Origin of the sequence: Nocardia bhagyanarayanae, assembly GCF_006716565.1 — a bacterium.
In the GTDB taxonomy this organism is placed as follows: Bacteria; Actinomycetota; Actinomycetes; order Mycobacteriales; family Mycobacteriaceae; genus Nocardia; species Nocardia bhagyanarayanae.
Map to the genome: position 1 here is coordinate 4846803 of NZ_VFPG01000001.1, position 23906 is coordinate 4870708.

Consider the following 23906-nt stretch of genomic DNA (forward strand, 5'->3'; position numbering starts at 1 on the left):
AGAATTCCGATGGCCACCATCGACAACCGCATCGACATGCCGCTCGACGAGATCGAGGTCGGCACTGTCTTCCGCTCCGGCGGGCGCACCATCACCGAAGCCGACGTGGTGAATTATTGTGCGCTGACCGGCAATTGGATCGAGATTCACTCCAATGTCCACTACGCCGCGCAGACCCGTTTCGGTGAGCGCCTGGTGCAGGGCTCGCTGACCTACTCCCTGATGACCGGCCTGATCCAGTTCGGCCCGTCGATTCAGGCGAACTACGGCATCGACAACTTGCGCTACCTGAAGCCGGTGCTGATCAACGACACCATCTACGTCACCGCCGAGGTGATCGCCAAGAAGGACAAGGACGAGAAGTTCGGCGTCATCACCTTCCTGATGAAGGCGCTCAACCAGCATGGCGACGTGGTCCAGCGCAGCGAGTGGAGCCTGCTGATGCTGCGCAAGCGCGAGGACCTCGACGCGCTCGTCGGCGCCTCGCTGCCGACCGAAAAGGTGCGGGGCTGAGGTCATGACCGCACAACCCGTCGCAGCGATCGTCGGCATGGGCGACGCCTATGCCACCCGCGCCGATCGCAAGGACCCGCTGCAACTGGCCGTCGAGGCCACCGTCGCGGCGCTCGCGGACGCGGGGATCACGAAGAACCAGGTGGACGCCCTGTTCACCGGTCGCTCGCCGTGGGCCGACAAGCGCTCGCAGTGGAACAATATCTTCGCCTCGCACATGCAGATGCCGCTGACGTTCACCAGTGAACTCACCCTGCACGGCGCCGGACTCACCGCCACACTCGCGCAGGCGTCGCAGATGATCGCCGCGGGCAAGGCGGAGTATGTGCTCTGTCTGCAGAGCGATGCGACGGAGTTGTTCGTCGACGCGGTCGCCATGGGCGCGGAGGCCGACGCGGATCCGCAGTTCGAAGTGATATATGGACCGACGATCCCGTCCCTCTACGCCCAGGCCGCCCGCCGGTATTTTCACGAATTCGGCATCACCGAAACCGATCTCGCCGAGGTCGCCGTCGCCAATCAGCGGTGGGGCGCCCACCATCCGCACGCGGCCAAGGCCAAGCACGGCGAGATCGATATCGCCACGGTGCTCGACTCGCCGTACGTGGCGACGCCGTTGCGGCGGTGGATGTGTTCCACCTGGGGCGGCGGCACCGGCGGCGCACTGGTCGTCACCGCTCCCGACAACGTGCGTCCCCACCAGAAGCCGGTCTACCTGCACGGGTACGGGTCGGCCACCACCCACGAGTACCTGTCGGACCGGATGAACATGCGCGGCTGCAAGTTCGCTGACTTCGGCACACTGCCGAACCTGACCCACACCGCCACCATCGAGGCGGCGCGGCAGGCCTACGCGATGGCCGAACTCGGCCCCTCCGATATCGACATGGTGCAGGTGTCGGTGAACTTCGCGCACATGGGCCCGATCGTCATGGAGGACTTGGGCTTCGCGAAGAAGGGCCGGGGCATCGACGTCTATCGAGAGGGCCGCACCGGCATCGATGGCGACCTACCGACCGACACCAACGGCGGCTGGCTGTCCTTCGGCCAGCCCGGCATCTCCTGCAACATGGACACCCTCATCGAGACCGTGCGCCAGCTGCGCGGGCAGCCGCTGGGGCTGGCACCCACCCGCAAGCCGGAGACCGCGCTGGTGCAAGGTGCGGGCGGCATGTTGGCGGCGGGCAGTGTCCTGGTGCTGGCGGCCTGAGCGGAATCGGAGAACATCATGAGTGAGACCACCGCACACAACGACTGGCCACAGCCGTACCGGTTGCTCGATGCCGCACCGTACTGGGCGGCGCTGGACGAGCAGCGCCTGACCTTTCAACGCTGTGCCGACTGTGCCGAAGCCGTCTGGCCCGCGCACTCGTACTGCCCCTATTGCGCCTCGTCCGCACTGAATTGGGCGGAGTCTGCCGGGCGCGGCACGGTCTATTCCTTCAGTACGGTGATGCGTGGCCCGACCCCGGTGTGGGCGTCGATCACGCCGTACACCGTCGGGTTCGTGCAGATGGCCGAGGGCTACATGCTCTTCGCCCAGATCGAAGGCGGCCCCGAGTCCATCGCGATCGACCAGGACGTCACCGTCCGGTTCGTCGAACGCGGTGCCCAGACCATCCCCGTCTTCACCGCCGCGAACCCCGGGTAGTGGCGCGCCATGACAGCACACGACCGATCACGACCAAGGCAGGAGTAGCCGATGCAGAACGAACTTCCGCTGTCCGGAATCGTCGTGGTCGAACTCGGTGACAGCGCCTCGGCGCCGTTCACCGGCAAGATCCTCGCCGAACTCGGCGCCGAGGTGTGGAAAGTCGAACGGCCGACCGGTGATTCGTCGCGCGGATGGGGTCCGAGCATGTGGAAAGGTAGCGGCGCGGCGTTCCACGCGCTCAACCGCGGCAAACGGTCCATCAAGATCGACATCAAGGACCGCGAGCAGCTCGCGCTGCTGCACCAGTTGATCGCCGAACGCGCCGACGTGTTCCTGCACAATCTGCGACCCGGCTCCGCGGCGAAGTACGGTCTGGACGCCGAAAGCCTCCGGGTGACCAAACCCGAGCTCGTGCACTGCGAGGTCGGCGCGTTCGGGCACACCGGGCCGATGAACAGCCTGCCCGGCTACGACCCGCTGATGCAGGCATTCTCCGGAATCATGAGCATCACCGGCGAACACGACGGACCACCGGTCCGTGCGGGGGTGTCGATCATCGACTTCGGCACCGGAATGTGGGCGGCGATCGGCATCCTCGCCGCACTCCATCGGCGCCGATCCAAACTGGACGGTGCCGCGGTGAACGCGTCGCTGCTGGAAACGGCGATCGCGTGGATGTCGATCGGCGTCGCGGGCTACAACGCCGACGGCGCGCCCGGCGAACGACACGGCTCGGGGGTCGCGTTCATCGTCCCCCACCGCGCCTACTCGGCCGCCGACGGTGATCTGATCATCAGCTGCGGCAACGACGGACTGTTCGCACGCCTGAGCCAGGCGCTGGACCGACCCCAATGGGCGAGTGACGACCGGTTCGCCACAAACGCCGCCCGTCTGGCCAACCGGGCGGAGATCGACCGCTTGATCGGCGATCGGCTCGTGGAGCATTCGCGTGATCACTGGCAGAAACGGTTGCAGGACTTCGGTGTTCCGGTCGCACCGGTGCAGACGACCGCCGAAATGGTCGCCCACGAGCAAACGAAGGCGCTCGGCATCATCGGTGCCCCCGCCGAGGGCGAGATCGGGATCGTCGGGCTGCCGTTGTCGTTCGATGGCAAACGACCGCCCCCGTTGCCTGCCGCTCAGGACGTCGGCGGCGGCGACGACGGGTTGCGCGGCATTCTCTGGCAGCGAAGCGGCATCGACGGCAACAGCGATGGCTAGCGGCAGTGGCCCGCTGACGGGCATTCGCATCATCGAGCTGGGTGGGGTCGGACCGACTCCGTTCGCCGCGATGCTGCTGTCGGATCTGGGCGCTGACGTCATCCGGTTGGACCGCCCGCCGGGCTACGACGGCGGAGCACCGATCGACGCGAAGTTCAACCTGCTCAACCGGGGCAGGCGCAGCGCGGTGTTCGATCTGAAGAAGCCGGCGGCGGTCGAGGCGGTGTTGCGGCTCGTCGGCGAGGCCCATGTGGTGCTCGAGGGGTTTCGGCCCGGGGTCGCGGAGAGACTCGGCCTCGGCCCTGATGAATGTATGGCTGTGAATCCGGCCCTGGTGTACGGCCGGATGACCGGCTGGGGCCAGCACGGGCCACTCGCGCGCGACCCTGGTCACGACCTCAACTACATCTCGCTGACCGGGGTGCTGCATTCGGTGGGCCGCGCGGGTGAACCGCCCGCTATTCCGCTCAACCTCGCGGGTGACTTCGGTGGTGGGTCACTGTATTTGGCGCTGGGAGTGGTCTCGGCGCTGTTGGAGAGTCGCACGTCCGGCCGGGGCCAGGTGGTCGACGCCGCCATGGTCGACGGCTCGGCGTCGCTCATGACGCTGTTCTACGGGCTGTTCGCCGCAGGCTATTGGAGCGACGAGCGCGGCGTGAACCGGCTCGACTCGGGCGCGCCTTGGTACAACGTCTACGAAACCGCCGATGGGCGCTGGATCAGTGTGGGCGCCAACGAGTCCCGCTTCTGGCGTAATCTGCTACGGATCATGGGCATCGACGAAGCGGAGATGCCCGGCCAGCACGACAAATCGCAGTGGCCCGCGATGCGCGAAAGGTTCACTGCCGTGTTCCGCACCAGGACCCGCGACGAATGGTGGGCTCTGGCAGAGGGGCAGGAGGCGTGCCTGACTCCGGTGCTCTCGCTCACCGAGGCACCGCGAAACGCGCACCTCCTAGCACGCGGCACCTTCGTCGATGTCGAAGGAGTGGTCCAGCCCGCTCCCGCACCGCGTTTCAGTCGCACCCCCGGTGCGATCCAGCGGCCTCCGGCCCAACCCGGTGAGCACACCGACGAGGTCCTGAGCGACTGGGGGTTCACTCGGGCCGAGCTGACCGCCCTGCGCGATCAGGGCGCGATCGGCTGACTGCAGTGACCGAAACAATGGGGCTGGGCGGGGACTGCCGCCCAGCCCTTTCGTCATGTCACCGCACTCAGCGGCGAGCCTCGACCACCGCGCCCTCGGTGTGGAAGTCGGTTAGCTCGACTCGATGCGTCATGCGCCAATAGTCGGCGACCCGCCAGGGCATGTTGGTGACCACGCGCCCCGCGGCGTTGCGATACCAGCTGCGCATGCCGCCGTAGCTCCAGATCATCCGGGCGTGGGCCTCGTCGAGTTCCTGGTTGTACCGGTCGTGCACCTCCTGCTTGCACTCGACAGTGGCCAGGTCGCGTTCGATCATGGTGCACACCAGATCGGCGATATAGCGCACCTGGCATTCCGCGATCGTGATGAAGCTGCCGCCGTGGCCGATATTGCTGTTGGGGCCGTAGGTCAGGAAAAGATTGGGGAACCCCGGCGCGGTGACGCCGAGGTAGGCGCGCGCGTCCTCCTCGCCCCAGATCTCGTGCAGCAGGCGACCGTCGCGGCCACGTACCGTGATCGGGTACAGCGGGCGGCGCGCTTGGAAACCTGTTGCCATGACGACGATGTCGGCCGGCCGTTCGGTGCCGTCGGCGGCGAGCACTCCCGTAGCGGTCAGCTCGGCGACGCCGTCGGTCACGAGCTCCACGTGCGGTTCGCGCAGCGCGGCGAACCAGCCGTTGTCCAGCAGCATCCGCTTCCCGTAGGGCGGGTAGTCGGGCAGCGTCTTGGCGATGAGGTCGGGCCGACCGTCGAGCTGTTCGGTGAGGTAGCGGGTGAAGTACTGCCGATGCCGGTCGTTCACCCGGTTGATCGAGTGTCCGCCGCCGTCCCACTCGGGGTCGACGTGCAGTGAGGGGTGCACGCGGTCGTTGAAGGTCCAGGCCAGCCGGAAGCGGTTCCATCGGCGGTAGAACGGCAGGTGCCGGTTGAGCCAGTGGACGTCGCTGTCGATCGCCCGGAAGTAGTCGTTGCTCGGTGCGATCCAGTGCGGCGAACGTTGATACACCGTCAGCGATTCGACGTCGCCGACGATCGCCGGGACGATCTGCATCGCGGTGGCGCCCGATCCGACAACGCTGACCCGCCGCCCGGTCAGGTCGAGGTTTTCCGGCCAGCGCGCCGAATGGAACAGCAGCCCACCGAAGTTCTCGGCGCCCGCCACGTCGGGCATCTTGGGCCGATTCAGCTGCCCGGTCGCGGTGATCACCACATCGGCGACGACGGTGACGCTGTCGCCGCCGGGCTCGGTGACCCGCAACTGCCAGAGCCGTTCGACCTCGTCCCACTCGGCCTCGGTGACCTCGTGCCCGAATCGGATCACCGAACGGTCGACGCACTCGGCCGCCATATCCCGCAGATAGCCCTCGACCTCGTCGCGCTTGCCGAAGTGCTGGGACCAGTCGCGCTGATAGAACGAGAAGGAGTACAGCTGACTGGGCGTATCCACACCGCAGCCGGGGTAGTGGTTCTCCAGCCAGGTGCCACCGACGTCCCCGTTCTTCTCGAACACCACGTGCTCGACGCCGGCCAGATCCATCGCCCGGGCGGCGAGCAGGCCGGATATTCCGGCGCCGATGATCGCCACGCGCATGGGCCGTTTCACCTCGGTCGGCCTGCGCGGTACGTGCGGGCGGAAGCCGAGTTCGTCGGCCATCATCGGTTCGAAATCCGCGTGCACGGGTTCACCGGCGACCAGCGACATCAGTCGCAGCAGTAGATCTCCGGTCGGCGCGGGCACCGCGGGCGGCTGTCCCGCCGACCACGCCCGCAGCGCGGTGGCCGCTGCCGCGCAGATCTCGGCGCGGATGTCTGGGGCGAGTCCGCCGTCGTCGTTGTTGTCGATCTGCGGCGCGCGCCGCGGCCGGTAGGGGTCGGCGAGCCAGCGGTCGTCGCCGGTCAGCTGGTAGAGCATCGCGACCAGGCTCGGGATATTGCCGGACGCGAGCTTCTGCGCGAGCCGGTCGAGGTCTTCGGTGCCCAAGTCGAGCGGGTTCGGTTCGGTCATCGGAGTGTCCTTCGTCGGTGAGTGGAGTGCCGCGGTCCGTTAGGCGGTGATCAGTGGCCAGAGTCCGTCGCGGCCCGCCGCGAGCGCGGCGGTGGTGAGCTTGTCGTCCCAGAAGCCGACCGAGCCGAACTCCGAGCGCCAAGCGAGCGCGGCGCCGGTGAACTCGTGCAGCCGATGTTCGAGCGTGGTGCCCATCGCACCGTGCACCTGATGGGCATTGCGCACCACCACCGAGGCGGCGTGACCGGCGCACGAACGAGCCACCGCGACAAGGAAATCCAGTTCTGGACCGCGCCAGTCGGTGCGGATGGCCGCCGCAAGGGCGGCCTCGGTCGCGGCCCTGGCCAGCGACGCCTGCGCGGCGATGTCGGCGACGAGGGTTTGCACGGCCTGGAATTTCGCGAGCGGGCGACCGAACTGGACGCGTTCGCTCGCGTGCGTGACCGACAGTTCGAGAATGCGGTCCAGTGCCGCGCACACCTGCAGTCCGCGGGCCAGCGCGCCGCGCAGCCACAGTTGCTCGATCGCGGTGTCCGGCACCGCGATACCGGTCAGCTGGGCCAGGTCCGCGGTCACGGTGTCGCGCGGTTCGCCCGCGGTGTTGACGCCTCCGGTGATCCGCAATTCGGCGGTGGCGACGTCGGCCACCAGGTAATTCCCGTCGGCCCGCCACACGGTCACGACTCGGTCGGCTTCCTCGGCCCACGGCACACCGCGGGCGGTGCCGGTGCGATCGAGAACGCACACGGTGCGGCGCTCTTCGTCGACGGGCAGGCCCGCGTCGTCGAGCAGCCGGCAGGCGAGCAGGTCGTGCTCGGCGAGGGGAACCCGCACGCCGTGCGTCGCCGCGGCGCGCAACAGTTCCGCGGCCTCGGTCCATCCCGCACCGCTGCCCCCGGTCGCCTCGCTGCCGGTCAGCCGGGTCAGGCCGAGGTCGGTGAGTGCGGACCACAGTCCGTCGTCCCAGGTGGCGACCTTTTCCGGTGGGTGCTGTTCGCGGTATCGGGCGAACACCGCCGACATCATGTCGGAGAGGTCGCGGTCGACCGCGGTCGTGGCGTTCATCAGCGCATCCCCAATCCCCGCGCGATGACGCCGCGCAGAACTTCGTTGGTGCCGCCGCGGAGGGTGAAACCGGGGCGTTGGCGGACCGCGTCGTCGGTGAGTGCGCGGTAGGGCGCGGGCGAATCGGCATCGGTCAGCAGATCGGCGAAATCGGCGATATCGCCTTCGGTGGTGGTCCCGAGTACCTTGACCACCGCGGCGGCGGTGTCGGCGGCGGGTTCTTCGCGTTCGAGCGCCCCGGCGACGGCGCTCGACATCTGATGCAACGCCGCGACCCGGGCGGTCAGGCGGCCCAGGTCGGTGTGGCGGGTCACCGCACCCGAGCCCATGTGTTCGGCGGTTTCGGCAAGCAACGCGAAGGTCGACAGGAAGCGCTCCGGCCCGCTGCGTTCGAAGCCGAGCTCGGAAGTGACCTGCTGCCAACCGTTTCCGATGGTGCCGAAGACCATGTCGTCGGCGACGAACACCTCGTCGAGCACCACCTCGTTGAAATGGTGCGCGCGGCTCATCGAGATGATCGGCCGGATGTCGACACCGGGCGCGCGCAGATCGACGAGGAATTGGCTCAGTCCATCGTGCCGGTGGGCGGGATCGACCGGTGCCGTGCGGGCCAGGCAGATGAACGCGTCGGCCCGGTGCGCGCCGGAGGTCCACACCTTCGCTCCGGTGATCGACCAACCGCCTTCCACCCGAACAGCTTTCGTCGCGACGCTGGCCAGATCCGAGCCGGAATCGGGCTCGCTCATGCCGATGGCGAAGAAGCACTCGCCCCTGGCGATCGCGGGCAGGAATTTGCGCTTCTGGATTTCGCTCCCGTATTTCAGCAAGGAGGGAACGATCTGCCGGTCGGCGGTCCAGTGGGCGGCCACCGGCGCGCCCGCGGCCAGCAGCTCCTCGGTGACGGCGAACCGTTCGACGAAACTGCGCCCGTGGCCGCCGTATTCGGTCGGCACGGTCATGCCGAGCCAGCCTCGGGCGGCCAGCGCGCGGGTGAAGTCCTCGTCCCAGCCGGTCAACCAGGTGTCGATCGCGGCATCGAGGGCGCCCTTCGCGCGGTGTTCGGCGAGGAAGGCGCGGACCTCGGCGCGCAAGCCGTCGGTGGCGTGCGGATTCTCGGTGACCGCGGGAACCAGTCGGGGGATGGTCATGTGGCTGTTCCTTCCGTCGTCCCGTAGCTGCGCCCGCCGCAGCAGTAGACGAGCTGGCCGGTCACGTAGCGCGCTTCGGGGGAGGCGAGCCAGGCGACCGCGCCCGCGATGTCCTCGGGCCGTCCCGGCTTGCGCAGCGGAACGCGCGACACGATGCGCTCGCGGACGCGGACGGGCATCGCGTCGGTCATGTCGGTGGCGATGAAACCGGGAGCGACCGCGTTGACCCGCAACCGCGGGGCGTAGGCGAGTGCGAGAGACCTGGTGAGACCGACGATTCCGGCTTTGGACATGGCGTAGTTGAACTGCCCGACATTGCCGAGGTGCGCCCGTGAGCCGATGTTCACCACCGCGCCGTCGTCGGCCATGTCGGCGGCGAGCGCGCTGGTCAGTTCGTAGGTCGCGCCCAGGTTGATCCGGGTGACCTGCCGGAACATGTCCTCGGTCAGGTCGGCGACGAGCGCGTCGCGGGTGATTCCGGCGTTGTTGACCAGGACGCCGAGCGGTTCACCGGCTGCGTGGACGGCGTCACGGATGGCCGCGCGACCCGGTGCGGTGGCGATGTCGGCCTCGACGGCCACCGCGTCCATGGCCGCGGCGCTGTCGCGCACCGCCGGATTCAGATCGACGAGGACGAGGCGATGCCCGGCGGCGGCGAGCCGGTGGGCGATGGCGGCGCCGATGCCGCGGGCGGCGCCGGTGACGAGTGCGATGGTCATGGCAGCGCCGCTCCCAGATGCTCGGTGCCGAGCGGGAAGATCTGGCCGTTGGCGCCACCGGTGGCAATCAGTAGCGCGATCGACTCGGCGACAGTCCTCGGTTCGACGTCGTCGCCGACAGCGAGGACGTTCACGTAGCAGTTCGTCTTCTTGCGCTCGAACGCCAGTGCGCGGGCGCCGCCGAGCAGGCCGGTGGCCACCGCCGCGTCCAAGGGCGCGCCGCGACCGAGGATCGCGTCGGCCCGCACGACGTACACGACCGGGCCGCCGGCCAGGACGGCGGCGCGGGTGAGCTCGAAAGCCTCGGCGAGTTCGTCCTCGGCCTGGGCCCAGGAGGACAATCCGGTGCGCGCCTCGAAGACCAGTCCGGTGGCCGAAAAACTCGGGGCACCAAGATATTCCGCAAGCGCTGCGGCGAGATTGGTATCGCTCACCCTGGCCCTCATGCCGGCACCGCCCGCTTCAGCAGGGAGACCATCTCGCCTTCCTGCACCAGCACGTCGTGCTGGTTGTAGACCTCGACGCGCTGCACCATCACCCCGCGGTCGGTCTTGGAGGTGGGTCGCAACTCGACGATCTCGTTGGCGGCGCGGATGGTGTCGCCGATCAGGACGGGACGGAGGAAACGCCAGCCGCGGATCTCCGCGAACGCCAGCAGCGAGTCGCCGAAGATGTTCAGCCGCCCCCGCAAGCCGGTGACCATCGACAGGATCAGCGCACCGTGCGCGATCCGCTCGCCGAAGTGGCTGTCGCGCATGGCTTCCGCGTCGGTGTGCAGCGTGTGGAAGTCGCCGGAGACACCGCAGAAGTTGACGACGTCGGCCTCGGTGACGGTGCGCCGCGCGGTGTCGAATCGCATGCCGAGCTCGGCGTCGTCGAACCACATTCCGGTCATGGAGAACCTTTCGAAGATGCCGAAGGGATGAGCGCGGCTTGTTGCTCCGCGCCACGGAACGCAACTTAATACCGTCTAGTCGGAACGTCAATATCGATATTTCCCAGCTCACGCGCTTGACAAGGCGGGTAGTTGGACTCAAGGTACCAACTAGTCGGAACATGACACTTCGAATTCGCTCTTCTGTCGAACGGTGGTAATGCGCCGACGGGTATCCGCACTCGAGTCCTGGAGCAGCAGATGGACACCTTGCCCACCGATCACCAACCGGTCGACCCCGTGGCGACCGCGCCCGTCGGCGAGAACGGGGCCCGCCAGCGCGGCCGCGTCTACTTCGCGAGCGCCGTCGGCAGCGCGATCGAGTACTACGACTTCCTGATCTACGCCACCGCGGCCAGCCTGGTCTTCGGTCCCGTGTTCTTCGCGGGTGCCAGTCCGGCCGTCGGGGTGATCGCCTCCTTCGGCACGCTCGCGATCGGGTATGTGGCCCGGCCCCTGGGGGGCATCGTGTTCGGGTACTTCGGGGACCGCGTCGGCCGCAAGTCCACCCTGATCTGGACACTCACGCTGATGGGTGTCGCGACCGCGGCCATCGGGGTGGTGCCGACGCCGGACCGGATCGGCGTGCTCGCGCCGTGCCTGCTCGTCGCGTTCCGGATCGTGCAGGGCATCGCCGTCGGTGGCGAGTGGGCGGGGGCGGTCCTGATGTCGGTGGAACATGCGCGCACAGAGTCCCGCGGCCTGTTCGGCAGCGCCACCCAAACCGGGTCCGCGGTCGGGTTGCTGCTGTCCTTCGCGGCCTATGCCGCGCTCGGCGGGCTCAGCGAGGAGCAGTTCCTGTCCTGGGGCTGGCGGCTGCCGTTCCTCGCGACCATCGTGCTGCTGGGAATCGGTATGTACGTGCGGCTTTCGATCGTCGAGAGCCCGGTGATGCTGGCGCAGCAGCGGTCCGCGGCGGGCAAGGGCGGGCCCGCTCCGCTGGTCGCCCTGCTTCGCAGGCGGCCGCTGCGGGTCCTGCTCGGGATCGGGGTGTACGCCGGGCCTTTCATGGCCTACGCGACGGCGACCTCGTTCCTGGTCACCTATGCCACGACGCGGTACGGCGTGCCGCGGCATCTGATGCTCAACGCCCTCATGATCGCCACGGCCGGCATGCTGGTGACGATCCCGCTGTTCGCCGCTCTGTCGGATCGGGTGGGTCGCAGGCCGGTGTACATCACGGCCACCCTGTTCACCGTCGTGCACGCCTTCACCGTCGTCCCCCTGGTGACGTCGGGATCGTTCCCGCTCGTCCTGGCCGCCTACGTGATCGGTCTGACGCTGCTCAACGCCGCGGTGCTCGGCCCGGTGGGTGCCCTGCTCGCGGAGTTGTTCCCGACCTCGTCGCGCTACACCGGCGTGTCCCTGGCCTACCAGTTCTCCGGGGTGATCGGCGGCGGGCTCGGACCGCTGCTCGCGGCCACCTTCGTCGCACCGGGTGGCCCGGGGATTCTCGCGGTGTCGGCGATGATCGCGGCGTTCTGCCTGGTGAGCGCCGGATGCGTGTGGGCGCTGGGGGAGACGCGGCGGGCGGACCTGTACGGAGTCGGCGACTGATCGGTTTCGCCCCGTCGATAAGCCCGGTTTGCTACTGTGCGTACCGACCGGTGTGGTGTGAACATCGGGACGACGCGGAATTGTGGCTGGACGGCGGGGTGCCTAGCCCCTCGGGTGCGGGGAAGGTCGTTGGACCTACCAACCCGTTGGTATACAGGGTAGCGTCGGAACATCGTGGTCCGGCGTGAGAAGAGAGGCGTTGTGGCCAGAGAAGCGAAGTCCACCGGTGTCAGGCAGGGTACGCGCAAGCGCAGGCCGTCGGAGCGCGATCATCAGGCGTTGCTCGAGAGCGCGCGGCGGCTGTTCGAGGAGAAGGGCTACGACGCCGCCGAGGTGCAGAGCCTCGTCGAGGCGGTAGCGAACACCACCACCGCGAGCACCGCGCGAACCGACGGACGCCGGGTTCGCGACCCCGAAGGCGCCCGCCGGGCGCTGCTCGAGAGCGCGGTGCGCTTGTTCGAGCAGAACGGCTACGCCGCGACGTCGGTGCAAAGCATCGTCGAGGGCGCCGAACTGACCAAAGGCGCCTTCTACCACCATTTCGAAAGCAAGGAAGATCTGCTGCGCCGGGTGCACGACGAGTTCATCAACTACCAGCTCGGCCGCGCCCGGCACGTCCTCGCCGACACCGGACAGTCCACCGCCCAGACCCTCCGGCGGTTGATCGCCGAGGCCCTGCTGGAACCGATGTCGCTCTACAAGTCGGAGATCACCGTTTTCCTGCAGGAGCGGCGATTCCTGTCGGGTGCGGTGTTCAGCGAGATCCAGCAGAAGCGCGACGAGTTCGAGCAGTACTTCGTCGACGTGATCGAGCGTGGCATGAACGAAGGTGTCTTCCGCAAGCTCGCCCCCGCCCGGCTGGTGGCCTTCGGCATCATCGGCATGGGCGCGTGGACTCACGTGTGGCTCGACCTGGACGGGCCGGTATCCCCGCGGGAAATCGGCAATATCTACGCGGAGATCCTGCTGAAAGGGCTGATCGAGACCGATGATGTCGATGCGCGATGACGCTCGCGCGGCGGCCCGAGTAGCCGATCCGAGATAGCGGAGGCCGGCGTGGTGGTGACTGTTCCAGATGACGGCGGTGCGGCGGCGGGTGAGCTTCCGGTGGATCTCACTCGTTTCATCGGCCGCCGTCGCGAGCTGGCGGCCGCGCGGCAGTCCTTCGAGCGCGCCCGCCTGCTGACACTGACCGGCCCCGGCGGCGTCGGCAAGACGCGATTGGCGCTTCAGCTGGCCAGGGACGTGTCGCGGGCTTTCGACGAGGGGGTCCGGATAGTCGCCCTGGCCGACCTGCAGGACCCGGCGCTGCTCGGGCACACGGTCAACGCGGCGGTGGGAATCCGGGAAACCTCCGCGCGCTGGCAACTCGACACCCTCGTCGAATACCTCGGCGACCGCCAGATGCTGATCGTGCTCGACAACTGCGAGCACCTGGTCGAAGCCGCCGCGGAGCTGGCCGCCGCCCTGCTGCGCTCGTGTCCGCGACTGCGCGTCCTCGCCACCAGCAGGCAGGCACTCAACATCGACGGTGAGGCGGTGGTCCCGGTACCGCCGCTGTCGGTACCGGAAACCGACAACGGGTGGCAGCGCAGCGCCGCGGCAGCGGAGAGCGAGGCCGTGAGCCTGTTCGTCGATCGCGCGGCGAGCGTGGTTCCCGGGTTCACGCTGAACGCGAGCACCCAGCCGCAGGTGGTCGAGCTGTGCCGTCTGCTGGACGGGATCCCGCTGGCGATCGAGCTGGCCGCGGTCCGGCTGCGGGTCCTGCCGCTCTCCGAGCTGTCGGCGCGCATGGGTGACCGATACCGGCTGCTCACTCAGGGCAGCCGCACCGCCCCGGCCCGGCACCAGACTCTACGGGCCTGCATCGACTGGACTTTCGACCTCTGCTCACCCGCCGAGCGTCTGCTCTGGAGCCGGTTGTCGGTGTTCACCGGCGGATTCGGGCTCGATGCCGCCGAGGCCGTCGGGGCCGGTGGTGCGATCGACCGCGACGAAGTGCTCGACCTGGTCGCGGGGCTGGTGGACAAATCGATCCTGACCCGTGTGATGGAAGCCAGGGAACCGCGCTACCAGATGCTGGAGACGATTCGCCAGTACGGCGCGGACCGGCTCGACCCCGAGGCGCAGGCCGAACTCGACGGCCGTCACCGCCGCTGGTACGTCGCGCTCGCCGAGCGCGCCGACGCGGATTGGCCGGGGCCACGGCAGATGGAGTGGCTCGAACGCCTGCGCTGGGAGCACGCGAACCTGCGGGCTGCGCTGAACTCCAGCCTCACCGCGGACCCGGCTGCGGGCATGCGGCTGGCCTACTCGATCGAGAACTATTGGCTCGCACGGGGTTTCCTGGCCGAGGCCAGGCAGTGGCTGGACCGTCTCGCGTCCGCAGGACAGGAGCCGACGGTCGAGCGCGGGCGGGTCCTTCGGCTCAACGCCTGGCTGGCCATCCTGCAGGGCGACCACGATGTGGTCCCGCGGCTGCTCGAGGAGGCCGCCGGCATCGCGTCGGCGACGGGTGATCCGTTGCTGTCCGCATTCGTCGACCAGACCGGGGGGCTGCTCGCGCTGTTCCGCGGCGATCTGGCGGTGGCCGTCGAGCGGCTCGAGGAGGCGGTTGAGCGGTTCGCGGGGCTCGGGCACCGCACCGCCGAGGTTCATTCGATGTTCGAGGTCGGGCTCGCGCTCAGCCTGGCCGGTGAGGGCGAACGCGCGGCGGCCTGGCACCGCCGGTGTTACGAGACCACCACACGCATCGGCGAGTCGTGGTGGCGTTCGTTCTCGCTGTGGGCGTTCGGTATCGAGAAGCTGCGGCAGGGCGACGTGGTGACGGCGGCGCAGCTGGAGCGCGAAACCCTGGAACTCAAGCGGCAATTGGACGATCAGCTCGGGATCGCGGTGTGCCTGGAGGCGATGTCGTGGATCGTGGCCACCGAGGGTGACGCCGAACGAGCCGCCCGCCTGCTCGGCGCGGCGGACGCGATGTTGCGCAAAGTGGGGATGGCACTCGACAGCATTCCGCGGTTGTGGGCCTTCCATCTCCAAGGCGAGGATACGATGCGGCGCCGAGCCAGCGAAAGTCGTTTCCGCAGTGCGTATTCGGCGGGTGCGAGCCTGTCCACCGACGCCGCGGTCACGCTCGCGCTCGACGGCGCGGCGGTGCAGGCCGTGGCCGCGCCGTCGCGACGGCGCGAGGAGACAGGCCCGGCGCAGGAGACGCTGACGAGGCGGGAGCAGGAGATCAGCCTGTTGGTCGCCCGTGGCCTGACCAATCGCGAGATCGCCTCCACACTCGTGATCTCGGTGCGCACCGTGGAAAAACACGTCGACCACATCATGTCCAAGCTCGGTCTCGGCAACCGCACGCAGATCGCCGCCTGGGTGGCCGACACCCGCGACGAGAGCTGACGCGACGCGTACTCCCTTGGGTCGGAGCGGGAGTCGGGTCAAGACGCCCGCACCAGGGCCTGGTCGTACAGCCGCCAGCCCTCGACCTCGAACCCGACGACGAATCCGGCTCGGCGCAGGTGCTCGGCGACATCGTCGAGCAGCCGCCCGTTGCCGGCCCGATCCTCCGTTCTGATGAGCGCGCCCGTGGCGACGCCGACCCGAACCGCGTCCGCGATCAATCCCGCGAGCAGGCGCGCCGAGGCGGGAAACGCGATCTCGGTCGGCCGCGCCGATTCCGGGACCGGCTCGATCGCGGCCTGGCGGGTCGTGTCGATGCGCAGAATCGGGATCGGAGCCAGACCATCCTCATCGTCGCACCTGCTTGCCAGCACCGCGGCGTCGCGCAAGTTGTCGGCGTCGAGCAGATACGGATACCCCCCGACCGGGACGTCGCCGGTGCGACGGAACGCGGGTTCGGTGCCTTCGTCGACGGATAGCAGGGTAACGGCGGGCACTGTCGTCATGGCGATCACTCCTGGTACAGGCGGGTCAGCGCTGGTACCAGAAGATCTTCGGCGCGCACCGGAGCGGCGCCATCCGTAATCGTACGTATCTCGGTACGAATCCGGCGATCGCCGCCCGGCGCCGGGGATACGCTTCGCGAAAGACCAAGACAGTAAGCCAATACCGCCTGGTCGGAATTTGTGATCTGCCGACCGAATGACTGATTTCGCCCCTTGACAAGTGGTCTGAATCACCGCAAGGTACCAACTAGTCGGAACGTCACGCGTTCGGTGGCGGCCGATTTCGAGACTTGGAGGAAATCGTGAGAGTCGACCCCTATTCGCGACAGGAGTCGCGCTGATGCCCGAGCACGCGTTCACCGACTGGCATACCCACGTCTATCTGCCCGAGCATCTGGGCCCGGTATGGACCGATCGCGGCACCGAGCTCGTCGGCCGACCCGGATTCGGCGCCGCCGATCTCGGCGAACACTCCAGGGTGATGGCCGCGTCCGGGGTCGGGCGATTTCTGGTTCTCGGCTTGCAGGTGGCCAGAATCGGCATGAAAGTCCCCAACGACTATGTCGGCGAATACCTCGACACCAACCGTGATCACGCGATCGGCGTGGGTAGCGTCGATCCCACTCAGCCCGATGCCGCGGCCGAATTGCGCCGCGCCGTCACCGAATACGGGCTGCACGGTGTCAAGCTGTCGCCCCCGTATCAAGGGTTCCACCCGCACTGCGAGGAGGCCTACGCGGTGTACCGCGCGGCCGCGGACCTCGGCATCTTCCTGATGTTCCACCAGGCAAGCGTGTTCGCGCCCGATGGCTGCAACGAATACGCGTACCCGACGCTGCTCGACAAGGTCGCCCGCGAATTCCGCGACACCAACATTCTCGTCGCTCACTTCGGCAAGCCGTGGATGAACGAGACGGTTGAGCTGATGATGAAGAACCGCAACGTCTTCGCCGATGTCTCGACCCTGCCGGTGAAGACCTGGCAGTTGTACAACGGGCTGCGCCTGGCCGTCGAAGGCCACGTCACCGACCGGCTCGTGTTCGGCTCGGACTTCCCGTCGTTCGATCCGCGCGAGGCCGCCGACCAGTTCCTGGCCATCGCGGACCTCGAGATGCCGCTGCCCATCCCGCGCGAAGTCGTCGAGGACATCCTCTACAACCGTCCGTTCGACCTGATCCTGCGCAAGTAGCGCCACCCTGCTCTCACGAAGGAGACCAACATGATCGAGTACTTGAACCCACCCGAGATCGGCGACTACACCCCCGCTGGCCTCTCGTCCGGTACCGCCACCGAGACGTTCGTCTACGCCGCAGGACTGGCGATGGACCCGGCGACGATGAAACGCCGAGCGGACGCGACGACGATCGCGGACGAGACCCGCGTCTGCCTGGACAATATCGCCACCATTCTCGCCGATGCGGGACTCGGTCTCGGCGACATCGTCAAGACCACCTGCTATCTGCGCGACGACGCGCACCGCGGCGAATTCATCGAAGCGTACAAAAGCGCGTTCGGCGCGGGCCCGTACCCCGCGCGCTCGACCTTCGTCCTCGGCATCGCCTCGGATCTGCGGGTGCAGATCGAAGCGGTCGCCGTGCGTGCGGAAGCGCGGTGAGCGCCATGACCTCGACGCCCGAATTCCAGAAGATCCGGCTCGAATGCCGCGACGACGGCGTGCGGGTGCTCGAACTGGACGATCCGGGAAAGCGCAATGCCATCGGCCCCGCGATGCGGGAGGAATTGCTGGTCGCCGCAACACTATTGGCGAACGACAAGGACGCGCGCGCCCTCGTGGTGACCGGAACGGGAACCTCGTTCTGCGCCGGTGCGGACTTGATCGCGCTGTTCGATGTCGAGGGCGCGACGCCCGCCCAGATCCGCGAGCGACAGCTGTCCTACTACGACAGCTTTCTCTGGTTGCGCGCCCTGCCGTATCCGACGGTCGCCGCGGTGCAGGGCCACGCCATCGGGGCGGGCCTGAACTTCGCCCTCGCCTGCGACGTCGTCATCGCCGGTCCCGCAGCGAAATTCGGCGCGACCTTCGCCCGGATCGGTCTGCATCCCGGCGGCGGGTGCACGTGGTTCCTGACCGAACGACTCGGGACGGGACGAGCGCTGCACACGCTGCTGCTCGGGGCCACCCTCGGCGGCGAGGAGGCCTTCGCGCGTGGCCTCGCCGACGTGTTCGCGCCGGACGCGCGGGCCGAAGCGCTGACATTCGCGGCGTCGGTCGCCGCCTTGGAGCCCGCGCTGTCCCGCGACATCAAGCGGGCGGTCACCACCGCGGCAACCGGTTCGTTCGAGGCCACGCTCGGCTTCGAATCGTGGGCGCAAGCGGCGAGTTCGTATCACCCGGGGGTGCGGGAAGGAATCCGGGCGGCGGGCCGCAGCACGCGCGCCGCGACCGAGGAGACGAAATGATCGACCAGGAGCAGTTCAAGAAGATCATGGCGTGCGCGCCGGGTCCGGCGACGATCGTCACCGCGACCGGTGCGGACGGCCGCCCACAAGGACTCACCGTGTCGGCGGTGTGCTCGGTGTCGCTGGATCCACCGCTCCTGCTGGCGTGCCTGGATCTCGGCTCCAACACCTTGGGCGCGGTGCGGTCGAGCGAAGCGTTCACCGTCAACTACATCGCCGCGGGCCGCGAGCATGTCGCGCTGGACTTCGCGGTGAAGTCCGATTCGAAGTTCGACAGCCACGCCTGGTCGGCGCCCGCCGCCTCGATCGGTGGCCCGATCCTCGACGAGCATTGCGCGGCATACGCCGTGTGCCGGGTCGAGCGGTTCGTCGAGGCGGGCGATCACGTGATCGTCGTCGGCGCGGTCGTCGAGGGCCAGGCCGGTGACAACCATGCCCTGGCGTACGCGCGCCGGGCCTTCTTCACGGCGGTGGGCGCGTGACGGCCCCGGTGGTCGGTGTCGTCGTCGGCAACCCGCGCCCGGGATCGCGCACCACGAAGGTCGCGGTGGAGGTCGCCGAACAGCTCGCGGCGGCGATCGGCGGAAAAATCGGTCCTGTAGTCGAATTGGCGAGCCACGGCCCGGCCGTGCTCGACCTCGGCGACGCGGACGTGCGCACCGATATGGCGACACTGAGCGAGGTTGACGTGCTCGTCGTCGCCTCACCGACCTACAAGGCCACCTACACCGGCCTGCTGAAAGCGTTCTTCGACCGTTACGGTCCGCCCGCGCTGGACGGTGTAGTCGCTGTCCCGGTGATGGTCGGCGGGGCGCTCGGCCATGCGATGGCGGTGGAGGTCCATCTGCGTCCACTGCTGGTCGAGCTCGGGGCGGTCGTCCCGACTCGCGGGCTCTACGTCCTGGAGGCCGACATCGATCGGCTGCCGGAAGTCGTGGCCGGCTGGCTGACAGGCGCGGTTGTCGCGCTGCGGGCGGTCCGTATCGACGCCTGAGAACGAAAACGACTGAGCGGCAGCACTTCACAGACAGTCTGCTGCGGCCCCGCCCTGCCCGATGCGCGACGGAGCCGCTGTCGGTTCGTCGGGAACGGCCGGACTCGCCACATGGCGAGTCCGGCCGTTTTCGTGCTTTCCGGCCGTATTCACTACGTATGTCCGGGAATACGTAAGGAATACGTAATTGCGCGGTCGTGCGGCGGTGCGGCCCCGTGGAGTCTGGTGTGACGGTTGCCACTCGGCGACGAGCATCGGCGACCTTCCCCTTCCGTCCTCGTGCACGCCCCACCCACACCCGGTCGAATACCGCGTCCGATGGGGCACATCCCGGATCACCTCGGAGTAACCATGGAATTGGATCTTCTGTACGCACTCACCAACCGCTCGGGCGAACAGTCCTGGCACGACGTGATGCTCGAAACCCGCAGGCACACCCAGCTGGCCGATCGTCTCGGCTTCGACCGGATCTGGCTGGGGGAGCACCACTTCGATGTCGACGGCACCGACGCCAGCCCCAACCCGATCATGCTCGCCACGGACCTGGCCGCGCGCACCGAGCGACTGCGTTTCGGGATGGCCGCCGTCTCGCTCACGCTGTGGCACCCGTTGCGTGTCGCCGAGGACCTGGCCCTGCTCGACCACTTCAGCGGCGGCAGGCTCGACGTGGCGTTCGGGCGCGGCATCCTGCCCATCGAGGTCATGAACCTCAACCCGGCCGCGAATCGCTGGAACGGATCGGACACCAGCAGGGAGATCTTCGACGAGAACCTGGCGATCGTCCGCAAGATCTGGACCGAGGACCTGTTCAGCTGGAAGGGCAAGCGGTACACCTTCCCCGAGCCGGGCACGAAGTTCATCCACTCGCCCGGCGCACCCATGCCGGAGGGCTGGGTGGGCGAAGACGGCAACCTCGTCGCCTTCGGCATGACTCCCAGGCCTTTGCAGCAGCCCACCCCGCCGCTGTTCGCGGTGACCGAGTCGATGGAGGGCTTCCTCGGCGCGGCTCGCAAGAACTTGCGGCCGATCACCTGGTATCCGACCGGGAAGGTGCTCACCAAACTCTTCGAGAATTACCGCGACGAGGTGGCCGCGACCACCGGCACCATGCCGGCGCTGGGTGAGGGCTGCGGCGTACTGCGACTGTGCTGCATCGCCGAGACCGACGCCGAGGCCCGACGGGTCGCCGAACCGGCGATCGTCGAATTCTTCGAATTCCTCTGCCGCGTCCGCGGTATCGGCGTGTGGCTCGACGCCGACGAGGACCCGGCCGACCCCCGCTACCGCGAAATGGACCCGTGGGACCTGCTGATGGAACGCGACCACCTGATGATCGGCTCGCCCGAGAGCGTCACCGAGCGGATGACCCGGCTGACCGAGACGCACGGCATCCAGCACTGGCTGCTGCAGATGGGCGCGCCCGGCATCGCGGCTGCCGACGTGGATCGCTCACTGGAACTGTTCGCCGCCGAGGTGATGCCGCACCTGCGCAAGCTCGACGCGTCGCTGCGCGTGGCGGGCTGATCCCACCCGAAAAGAGAAGAGAGACTACATGACCGAGTATCTGAACCCCGGAGACCTGCTCTATCCCCGCTACGGCATGACCCCCGGCGTCGCGACCAAGGACTACGTCTTCGCGGGAGGCATGGCACTGGACCTGGAGACGCTGAGCCGCAAGCCGGAGGCCGACACCATCGCCAACGAGACCAAGATCGCGCTGGCCGAGATCGAGGGCCTGCTCGCGGCGGCGGGCTGCAGCCTGCGCGACGTGGTCAAGACGACCTGCTACCTCAGCGACGACTCCTACCGCAAGGAGTTCTGGGAGGCCTACACCGAGGTCTTCGCACCAGGACCGTTCCCCGCTCGCACGACCTTCGTCGTCGGCATCGCGGGCGACTGCCGGGTGGAGATCGACGCGATCGCCGTCCGGCCCCGGTAATCACCGTCCACCAGAGAAAAGACAGGGACACCATGGAATTCGGCATCTTCATCCCGAGCGCGCGCAACGGCTACATCATGTCCGAGACCGCACCGCAGTACTCGCCGACCTACGACCACATGCGTGAGATCGTGCAAACCGGTGAGCGGAACGGTTTCTCGTTCGCGCTGTCGCTGTCGTGTCTGCGCGGACACGGCGGCACCACGGGCTTCTGGGACGACGCGCTCGAGTCGATGACCCAGATGGCGGCACTGGCGCGGGATACGACCTCGATGAAGCTCATCGGTTCGGTCAACATCCTCGCCATCCACCCCGCCATCGCGGCCAGGATGGCGATGACCATCGACTCCATCAGCGACGGCCGTTTCTCGCTGAACATCGTGCCGGGCGGCTGGCATCCGCGCGAGCTCGAGGTGCTGAAGGTGTGGCCGGGCTACGAGTACAACAACTACCGGTGGCGGTACGCGGGTGAGTACTGCCAGGTGGTGCGCGAGCTGTGGGAGAACGGCGTCACCAACTTCCAGGGTGAGTACTTCCAGTACGAGGACCTGCGGATGGGGCCGAAGCCGCAGCACCACATGAACATCGTGTGCGCCGGCGCCTCCGACGACGCGATCAAGTTCACCACCAAGTACGCGGACTACTCCTTCCGCCTCGCGTGGGGCGGACAGGAAGCGCTCAGGGAGGTCGTCGACCGGTTCGGCGCGCAGATGGAGGAAGCGGGCCGCACGATCAAGCCGTACGTGGCGCTGGGCGTCGTCATCGGTGACACCGACGAGGAGGCCGAGGCCAAGCTGCAGAACTACGTCGACCACGCCGACCTGGCCGCGATCGAGTACATGGTCAGTGGTGCGGTGACCGACACCGCGCAGGGCGGCACCTCCGAGATTCTGGCCAGCATGGACCGTAAGGGCGCGGTGCAGATGTCCACCGACTTCATCACCGGATCGCCGGCGAGCATCGCCCGCCAGCTCGACGAATGGGCCGAGATCGACGGCGTCGCCGGATACATGCTGATCTTCCCCGACTACGTCGAGGACATCGAACGCATGGGCAGCGAAGTGTTCCCGCTGATGAAGAACTTCACCGCCGCGTCCGTCTCCGTCTGACCCGAGCCGCCCGGCCGCCGCGCGCCCGCGGCGGCCGGGGGCCATCGACAAAGGATTTCCAGCTATGACCACGACCCTGCACTCGGATGACCTGCGCACGCGGGTAGCCGAGGCACAGAAGATGTTGATCGGCGGTGAGTGGGTGCGGGCCGCGTCGGGCCGCACGCTCGCGGTGGAGGACCCGGCGACCGGCGAGGTCGTCGCCCAGGTTCCCGCCGGGGACAGCGAGGACGTCGACCGCGCGGTACGGGCCGCGCGCGCGGCACTGCGCGGACCGTGGTGCCTGGTCACCCCGCAGGAGCGGGGGAGACTGATTTGGCGGCTCGCAGATCTCATCGAGGCCAACGCCCAGCAACTCGCCGAACTCGAAGCGCTCGATGCGGGCATGCCGATCGCGGAGGCGCGTTACGTCGACGTCGCGCTCTCGATCGAGATCCTGCGCTACTACGCGGGCTGGCCGACGAAGATCACCGGCGACACCATCCCGGTGTCGTTCCCGATGAACTTCGGCGGCCCGTACCACGCCTACACGGTGCGCGAGCCGCTCGGCGTGGTCGCCGCGATCGTGCCGTGGAACCTGCCGTTGCTGATGACGGTCAAGAAGCTCGCGCCCGCCTTGGCCACCGGTAACACCATCGTGGTGAAACCGGCTGAGCAGACGCCGCTTTCGATCGCGTTGCTGGCGCGCTTGGTGCTCGACGCCGGAATCCCCGAGGGCGTCTTCAACTATGTCACCGGCTACGGCGAGACCGTCGGCGCCGCACTGGTGCGCCATCCCGGGGTGAACAAGGTGACCTTCACCGGCTCCGTGGACACCGGCAAGGTGATCGCGCGGGCCGCGACCGATACGCTCAAGCGCGTCTCGCTGGAACTCGGCGGCAAGTCACCCAATGTCGTCTTCGACGATGCCGACCTCGACAAGGCCATCCCGTCCTCGGCGTTGGCAATCTTCGCCTGTCAGGGCGAGAGCTGCGTGGCCGGCTCCCGGTTGTACGCGCAGCGCGGCGTGTACGACGAGGTCGTCGCCGGTCTGGCCGAGCGGGCCCGCGCCATCAGACTGGGGCCGGGTCTGGATCCGGCCAGCGAGATGGGGCCGTTGATCTCCGCGCAGCATCGCGAGAAGGTGCTCGGCTACCTCGAACTCGGCCGATCCGAGGGCGTCGAGGTGGTAACCGGCGGAAAGTCACACGGTGACAAGGGGTTCTTCGTCGAGCCCACCGTGCTGACCGGTGTCGGTCCGGAGTCACGCGTGCTGCGTGAGGAGATTTTCGGCCCGGTGCTGTCGGTGGTGCCTTTCGACACCGAGGAAGAGGTGCTCGGCTTGGCCAACGACACCGACTTCGGGCTCGGCGCCGGTGTGTGGACCCGCGATGTGAGCCGGGCGCACCGGTTCGCCGGTGCGCTCGAGAGCGGTCAGGTCTGGGTCAACTGCTACCAGGCCGTCGACGCCGCGCTGCCGTTCGGCGGTTACAAGCAGTCCGGCTGGGGTCGCGAGACCTGCAAGGAGAACCTCGACGAGTACCTCGAAGTGAAGACCGTCGTGGTGAACCTGTGACGCGACACGGGATT

At 68.0% G+C, this 23906-nt stretch carries 24 protein-coding genes; 17 read left to right on the forward strand and 7 right to left on the reverse strand.

What is annotated here, in order from left to right:
- Positions 1-9: 9 nt before the first annotated feature.
- From FB390_RS20900 to FB390_RS20920, 5 genes are read left to right on the forward strand one after another with little or no spacing between them, the layout of a single operon-like run.
- Positions 10-513, forward strand: coding sequence for a MaoC family dehydratase (locus FB390_RS20900; RefSeq protein ID WP_141810447.1), 504 nt, complete (start codon positions 10-12; stop codon positions 511-513).
- A gap of 4 nt (positions 514-517) precedes the next feature.
- Entirely contained in the window at positions 518-1723 is a 1206-nt protein-coding gene (locus tag FB390_RS20905; protein WP_141810448.1) for a thiolase family protein, read from the forward strand.
- An 18-nt stretch (positions 1724-1741) separates the two neighbouring features.
- Entirely contained in the window at positions 1742-2164 is a 423-nt protein-coding gene (locus FB390_RS20910; RefSeq protein ID WP_141810449.1) for a Zn-ribbon domain-containing OB-fold protein, read from the forward strand.
- Positions 2165-2215: 51 nt separating this feature from the next.
- On the forward strand, positions 2216-3388 hold the full coding sequence (locus FB390_RS20915; protein ID WP_141810450.1) for a CaiB/BaiF CoA transferase family protein: 1173 nt from the start codon (positions 2216-2218) through the stop codon (positions 3386-3388).
- On the forward strand, positions 3381-4535 hold the full coding sequence (locus FB390_RS20920; protein ID WP_141810451.1) for a CaiB/BaiF CoA transferase family protein: 1155 nt from the start codon (positions 3381-3383) through the stop codon (positions 4533-4535). The genes FB390_RS20915 and FB390_RS20920 overlap by 8 nt, the downstream gene beginning before the upstream one ends.
- A gap of 67 nt (positions 4536-4602) precedes the next feature.
- Here FB390_RS20920 and FB390_RS20925 read toward each other — a convergent pair whose 3' ends face one another.
- The 6 genes from FB390_RS20925 to FB390_RS20950 are packed head-to-tail and all read right to left on the reverse strand — an operon-like array spanning position 4603 to position 10367.
- Positions 4603-6540, reverse strand: coding sequence for a flavin-containing monooxygenase (locus FB390_RS20925; protein WP_141810452.1), 1938 nt, complete (start codon positions 6538-6540; stop codon positions 4603-4605).
- 39 nt (positions 6541-6579) lie between these two features.
- Complete coding sequence (locus tag FB390_RS20930) at positions 6580-7605, reverse strand: acyl-CoA dehydrogenase family protein (protein WP_141810453.1); 1026 nt, start codon at positions 7603-7605, stop codon at positions 6580-6582.
- Positions 7605-8753, reverse strand: coding sequence for an acyl-CoA dehydrogenase family protein (locus FB390_RS20935; protein ID WP_141810454.1), 1149 nt, complete (start codon positions 8751-8753; stop codon positions 7605-7607). The genes FB390_RS20930 and FB390_RS20935 overlap by 1 nt, the downstream gene beginning before the upstream one ends.
- Entirely contained in the window at positions 8750-9472 is a 723-nt protein-coding gene (locus tag FB390_RS20940) for an SDR family oxidoreductase (RefSeq protein ID WP_141810455.1), read from the reverse strand. Before FB390_RS20940 ends, FB390_RS20935 begins: the two co-directional genes overlap by 4 nt.
- A complete protein-coding gene (locus FB390_RS20945; protein WP_141810456.1) occupies positions 9469-9906 on the reverse strand; it encodes a hypothetical protein in 438 nt (145 codons plus the stop codon). The genes FB390_RS20940 and FB390_RS20945 overlap by 4 nt, the downstream gene beginning before the upstream one ends.
- A gap of 8 nt (positions 9907-9914) precedes the next feature.
- Positions 9915-10367, reverse strand: a complete 453-nt coding sequence (locus tag FB390_RS20950; protein WP_141810457.1) for a MaoC/PaaZ C-terminal domain-containing protein — start codon at positions 10365-10367, stop codon at positions 9915-9917.
- A 240-nt stretch (positions 10368-10607) separates the two neighbouring features.
- On the opposite strand from FB390_RS20950, the gene FB390_RS20955 reads away from it, so the two are divergent.
- The 3 genes from FB390_RS20955 (at position 10608) to FB390_RS20965 (ending at position 15368) form a co-directional block, all read left to right on the forward strand.
- A complete protein-coding gene (locus FB390_RS20955; RefSeq protein ID WP_141810458.1) occupies positions 10608-11963 on the forward strand; it encodes an MFS transporter in 1356 nt (451 codons plus the stop codon).
- A gap of 201 nt (positions 11964-12164) precedes the next feature.
- Positions 12165-12971: a TetR/AcrR family transcriptional regulator gene (locus FB390_RS20960; protein ID WP_246124138.1), complete on the forward strand. Its 807-nt coding sequence runs from the start codon at positions 12165-12167 to the stop codon at positions 12969-12971.
- Positions 12972-13025: 54 nt separating this feature from the next.
- Entirely contained in the window at positions 13026-15368 is a 2343-nt protein-coding gene (locus FB390_RS20965; RefSeq protein WP_141810459.1) for a LuxR C-terminal-related transcriptional regulator, read from the forward strand.
- 38 nt (positions 15369-15406) lie between these two features.
- Here FB390_RS20965 and FB390_RS20970 read toward each other — a convergent pair whose 3' ends face one another.
- Positions 15407-15874 carry a hypothetical protein gene (locus FB390_RS20970; protein WP_141810460.1) on the reverse strand — a complete coding sequence of 156 codons (468 nt, stop codon included), beginning with the start codon at positions 15872-15874 and terminating at the stop codon, positions 15407-15409.
- 340 nt (positions 15875-16214) lie between these two features.
- Here FB390_RS20970 and FB390_RS20975 point away from each other — a divergent pair, with 340 nt between their 5' ends.
- The 9 genes from FB390_RS20975 (at position 16215) to FB390_RS21015 (ending at position 23892) form a co-directional block, all read left to right on the forward strand.
- A complete protein-coding gene (locus FB390_RS20975; protein WP_141810461.1) occupies positions 16215-17063 on the forward strand; it encodes an amidohydrolase family protein in 849 nt (282 codons plus the stop codon).
- 30 nt (positions 17064-17093) lie between these two features.
- Positions 17094-17489, forward strand: a complete 396-nt coding sequence (locus tag FB390_RS20980; protein WP_141810462.1) for a RidA family protein — start codon at positions 17094-17096, stop codon at positions 17487-17489.
- Positions 17490-17494: 5 nt separating this feature from the next.
- The gene (locus tag FB390_RS20985) at positions 17495-18295 is read left to right on the forward strand and encodes an enoyl-CoA hydratase-related protein (protein WP_141810463.1); all 801 of its coding nucleotides are present in this window, start codon (positions 17495-17497) and stop codon (positions 18293-18295) included.
- Positions 18292-18777 (forward strand): flavin reductase family protein, encoded by a 486-nt coding sequence (locus FB390_RS20990; RefSeq protein WP_141810464.1) that lies wholly within the window; start codon positions 18292-18294, stop codon positions 18775-18777. The genes FB390_RS20985 and FB390_RS20990 overlap by 4 nt, the downstream gene beginning before the upstream one ends.
- Positions 18774-19289 carry an NADPH-dependent FMN reductase gene (locus tag FB390_RS20995; RefSeq protein WP_141810465.1) on the forward strand — a complete coding sequence of 172 codons (516 nt, stop codon included), beginning with the start codon at positions 18774-18776 and terminating at the stop codon, positions 19287-19289. The genes FB390_RS20990 and FB390_RS20995 overlap by 4 nt, the downstream gene beginning before the upstream one ends.
- A 351-nt stretch (positions 19290-19640) precedes the next feature.
- Positions 19641-20813 carry an LLM class flavin-dependent oxidoreductase gene (locus FB390_RS21000; RefSeq protein WP_141810466.1) on the forward strand — a complete coding sequence of 391 codons (1173 nt, stop codon included), beginning with the start codon at positions 19641-19643 and terminating at the stop codon, positions 20811-20813.
- 28 nt (positions 20814-20841) lie between these two features.
- Positions 20842-21228 (forward strand): RidA family protein, encoded by a 387-nt coding sequence (locus FB390_RS21005; protein WP_141810467.1) that lies wholly within the window; start codon positions 20842-20844, stop codon positions 21226-21228.
- 32 nt (positions 21229-21260) lie between these two features.
- On the forward strand, positions 21261-22337 hold the full coding sequence (locus FB390_RS21010; RefSeq protein ID WP_141810468.1) for an LLM class flavin-dependent oxidoreductase: 1077 nt from the start codon (positions 21261-21263) through the stop codon (positions 22335-22337).
- A gap of 64 nt (positions 22338-22401) precedes the next feature.
- Positions 22402-23892 (forward strand): aldehyde dehydrogenase family protein, encoded by a 1491-nt coding sequence (locus FB390_RS21015; protein ID WP_141810469.1) that lies wholly within the window; start codon positions 22402-22404, stop codon positions 23890-23892.
- The last annotated feature ends 14 nt before the right edge of the window (positions 23893-23906 follow it).

Bases quoted from the DNA above. Each gene is read 5' to 3' on its own strand.
- FB390_RS20900 (WP_141810447.1), top strand. From the start codon at position 10: ATGGCCACCATCGACAACCGCATCGACATGCCGCTCGACGAGATCGAG.
- FB390_RS20940 (WP_141810455.1), bottom strand. From the start codon at position 9,472: ATGACCATCGCACTCGTCACCGGCGCCGCCCGCGGCATCGGCGCCGCC.
- FB390_RS20915 (WP_141810450.1), top strand. From the start codon at position 2,216: ATGCAGAACGAACTTCCGCTGTCCGGAATCGTCGTGGTCGAACTCGGT.
- FB390_RS20980 (WP_141810462.1), top strand. From the start codon at position 17,094: ATGATCGAGTACTTGAACCCACCCGAGATCGGCGACTACACCCCCGCT.
- FB390_RS20905 (WP_141810448.1), top strand. From the start codon at position 518: ATGACCGCACAACCCGTCGCAGCGATCGTCGGCATGGGCGACGCCTAT.
- FB390_RS20950 (WP_141810457.1), bottom strand. From the start codon at position 10,367: ATGACCGGAATGTGGTTCGACGACGCCGAGCTCGGCATGCGATTCGAC.
- FB390_RS20935 (WP_141810454.1), bottom strand. From the start codon at position 8,753: ATGACCATCCCCCGACTGGTTCCCGCGGTCACCGAGAATCCGCACGCC.
- FB390_RS21005 (WP_141810467.1), top strand. From the start codon at position 20,842: ATGACCGAGTATCTGAACCCCGGAGACCTGCTCTATCCCCGCTACGGC.
- FB390_RS21010 (WP_141810468.1), top strand. From the start codon at position 21,261: ATGGAATTCGGCATCTTCATCCCGAGCGCGCGCAACGGCTACATCATG.
- FB390_RS20985 (WP_141810463.1), top strand. From the start codon at position 17,495: ATGACCTCGACGCCCGAATTCCAGAAGATCCGGCTCGAATGCCGCGAC.
- FB390_RS20955 (WP_141810458.1), top strand. From the start codon at position 10,608: ATGGACACCTTGCCCACCGATCACCAACCGGTCGACCCCGTGGCGACC.
- FB390_RS20975 (WP_141810461.1), top strand. From the start codon at position 16,215: ATGCCCGAGCACGCGTTCACCGACTGGCATACCCACGTCTATCTGCCC.
- FB390_RS21015 (WP_141810469.1), top strand. From the start codon at position 22,402: ATGACCACGACCCTGCACTCGGATGACCTGCGCACGCGGGTAGCCGAG.
- FB390_RS20990 (WP_141810464.1), top strand. From the start codon at position 18,292: ATGATCGACCAGGAGCAGTTCAAGAAGATCATGGCGTGCGCGCCGGGT.
- FB390_RS20920 (WP_141810451.1), top strand. From the start codon at position 3,381: ATGGCTAGCGGCAGTGGCCCGCTGACGGGCATTCGCATCATCGAGCTG.
- FB390_RS20930 (WP_141810453.1), bottom strand. From the start codon at position 7,605: ATGAACGCCACGACCGCGGTCGACCGCGACCTCTCCGACATGATGTCG.
- FB390_RS20925 (WP_141810452.1), bottom strand. From the start codon at position 6,540: ATGACCGAACCGAACCCGCTCGACTTGGGCACCGAAGACCTCGACCGG.
- FB390_RS21000 (WP_141810466.1), top strand. From the start codon at position 19,641: ATGGAATTGGATCTTCTGTACGCACTCACCAACCGCTCGGGCGAACAG.
- FB390_RS20970 (WP_141810460.1), bottom strand. From the start codon at position 15,874: ATGACGACAGTGCCCGCCGTTACCCTGCTATCCGTCGACGAAGGCACC.
- FB390_RS20910 (WP_141810449.1), top strand. From the start codon at position 1,742: ATGAGTGAGACCACCGCACACAACGACTGGCCACAGCCGTACCGGTTG.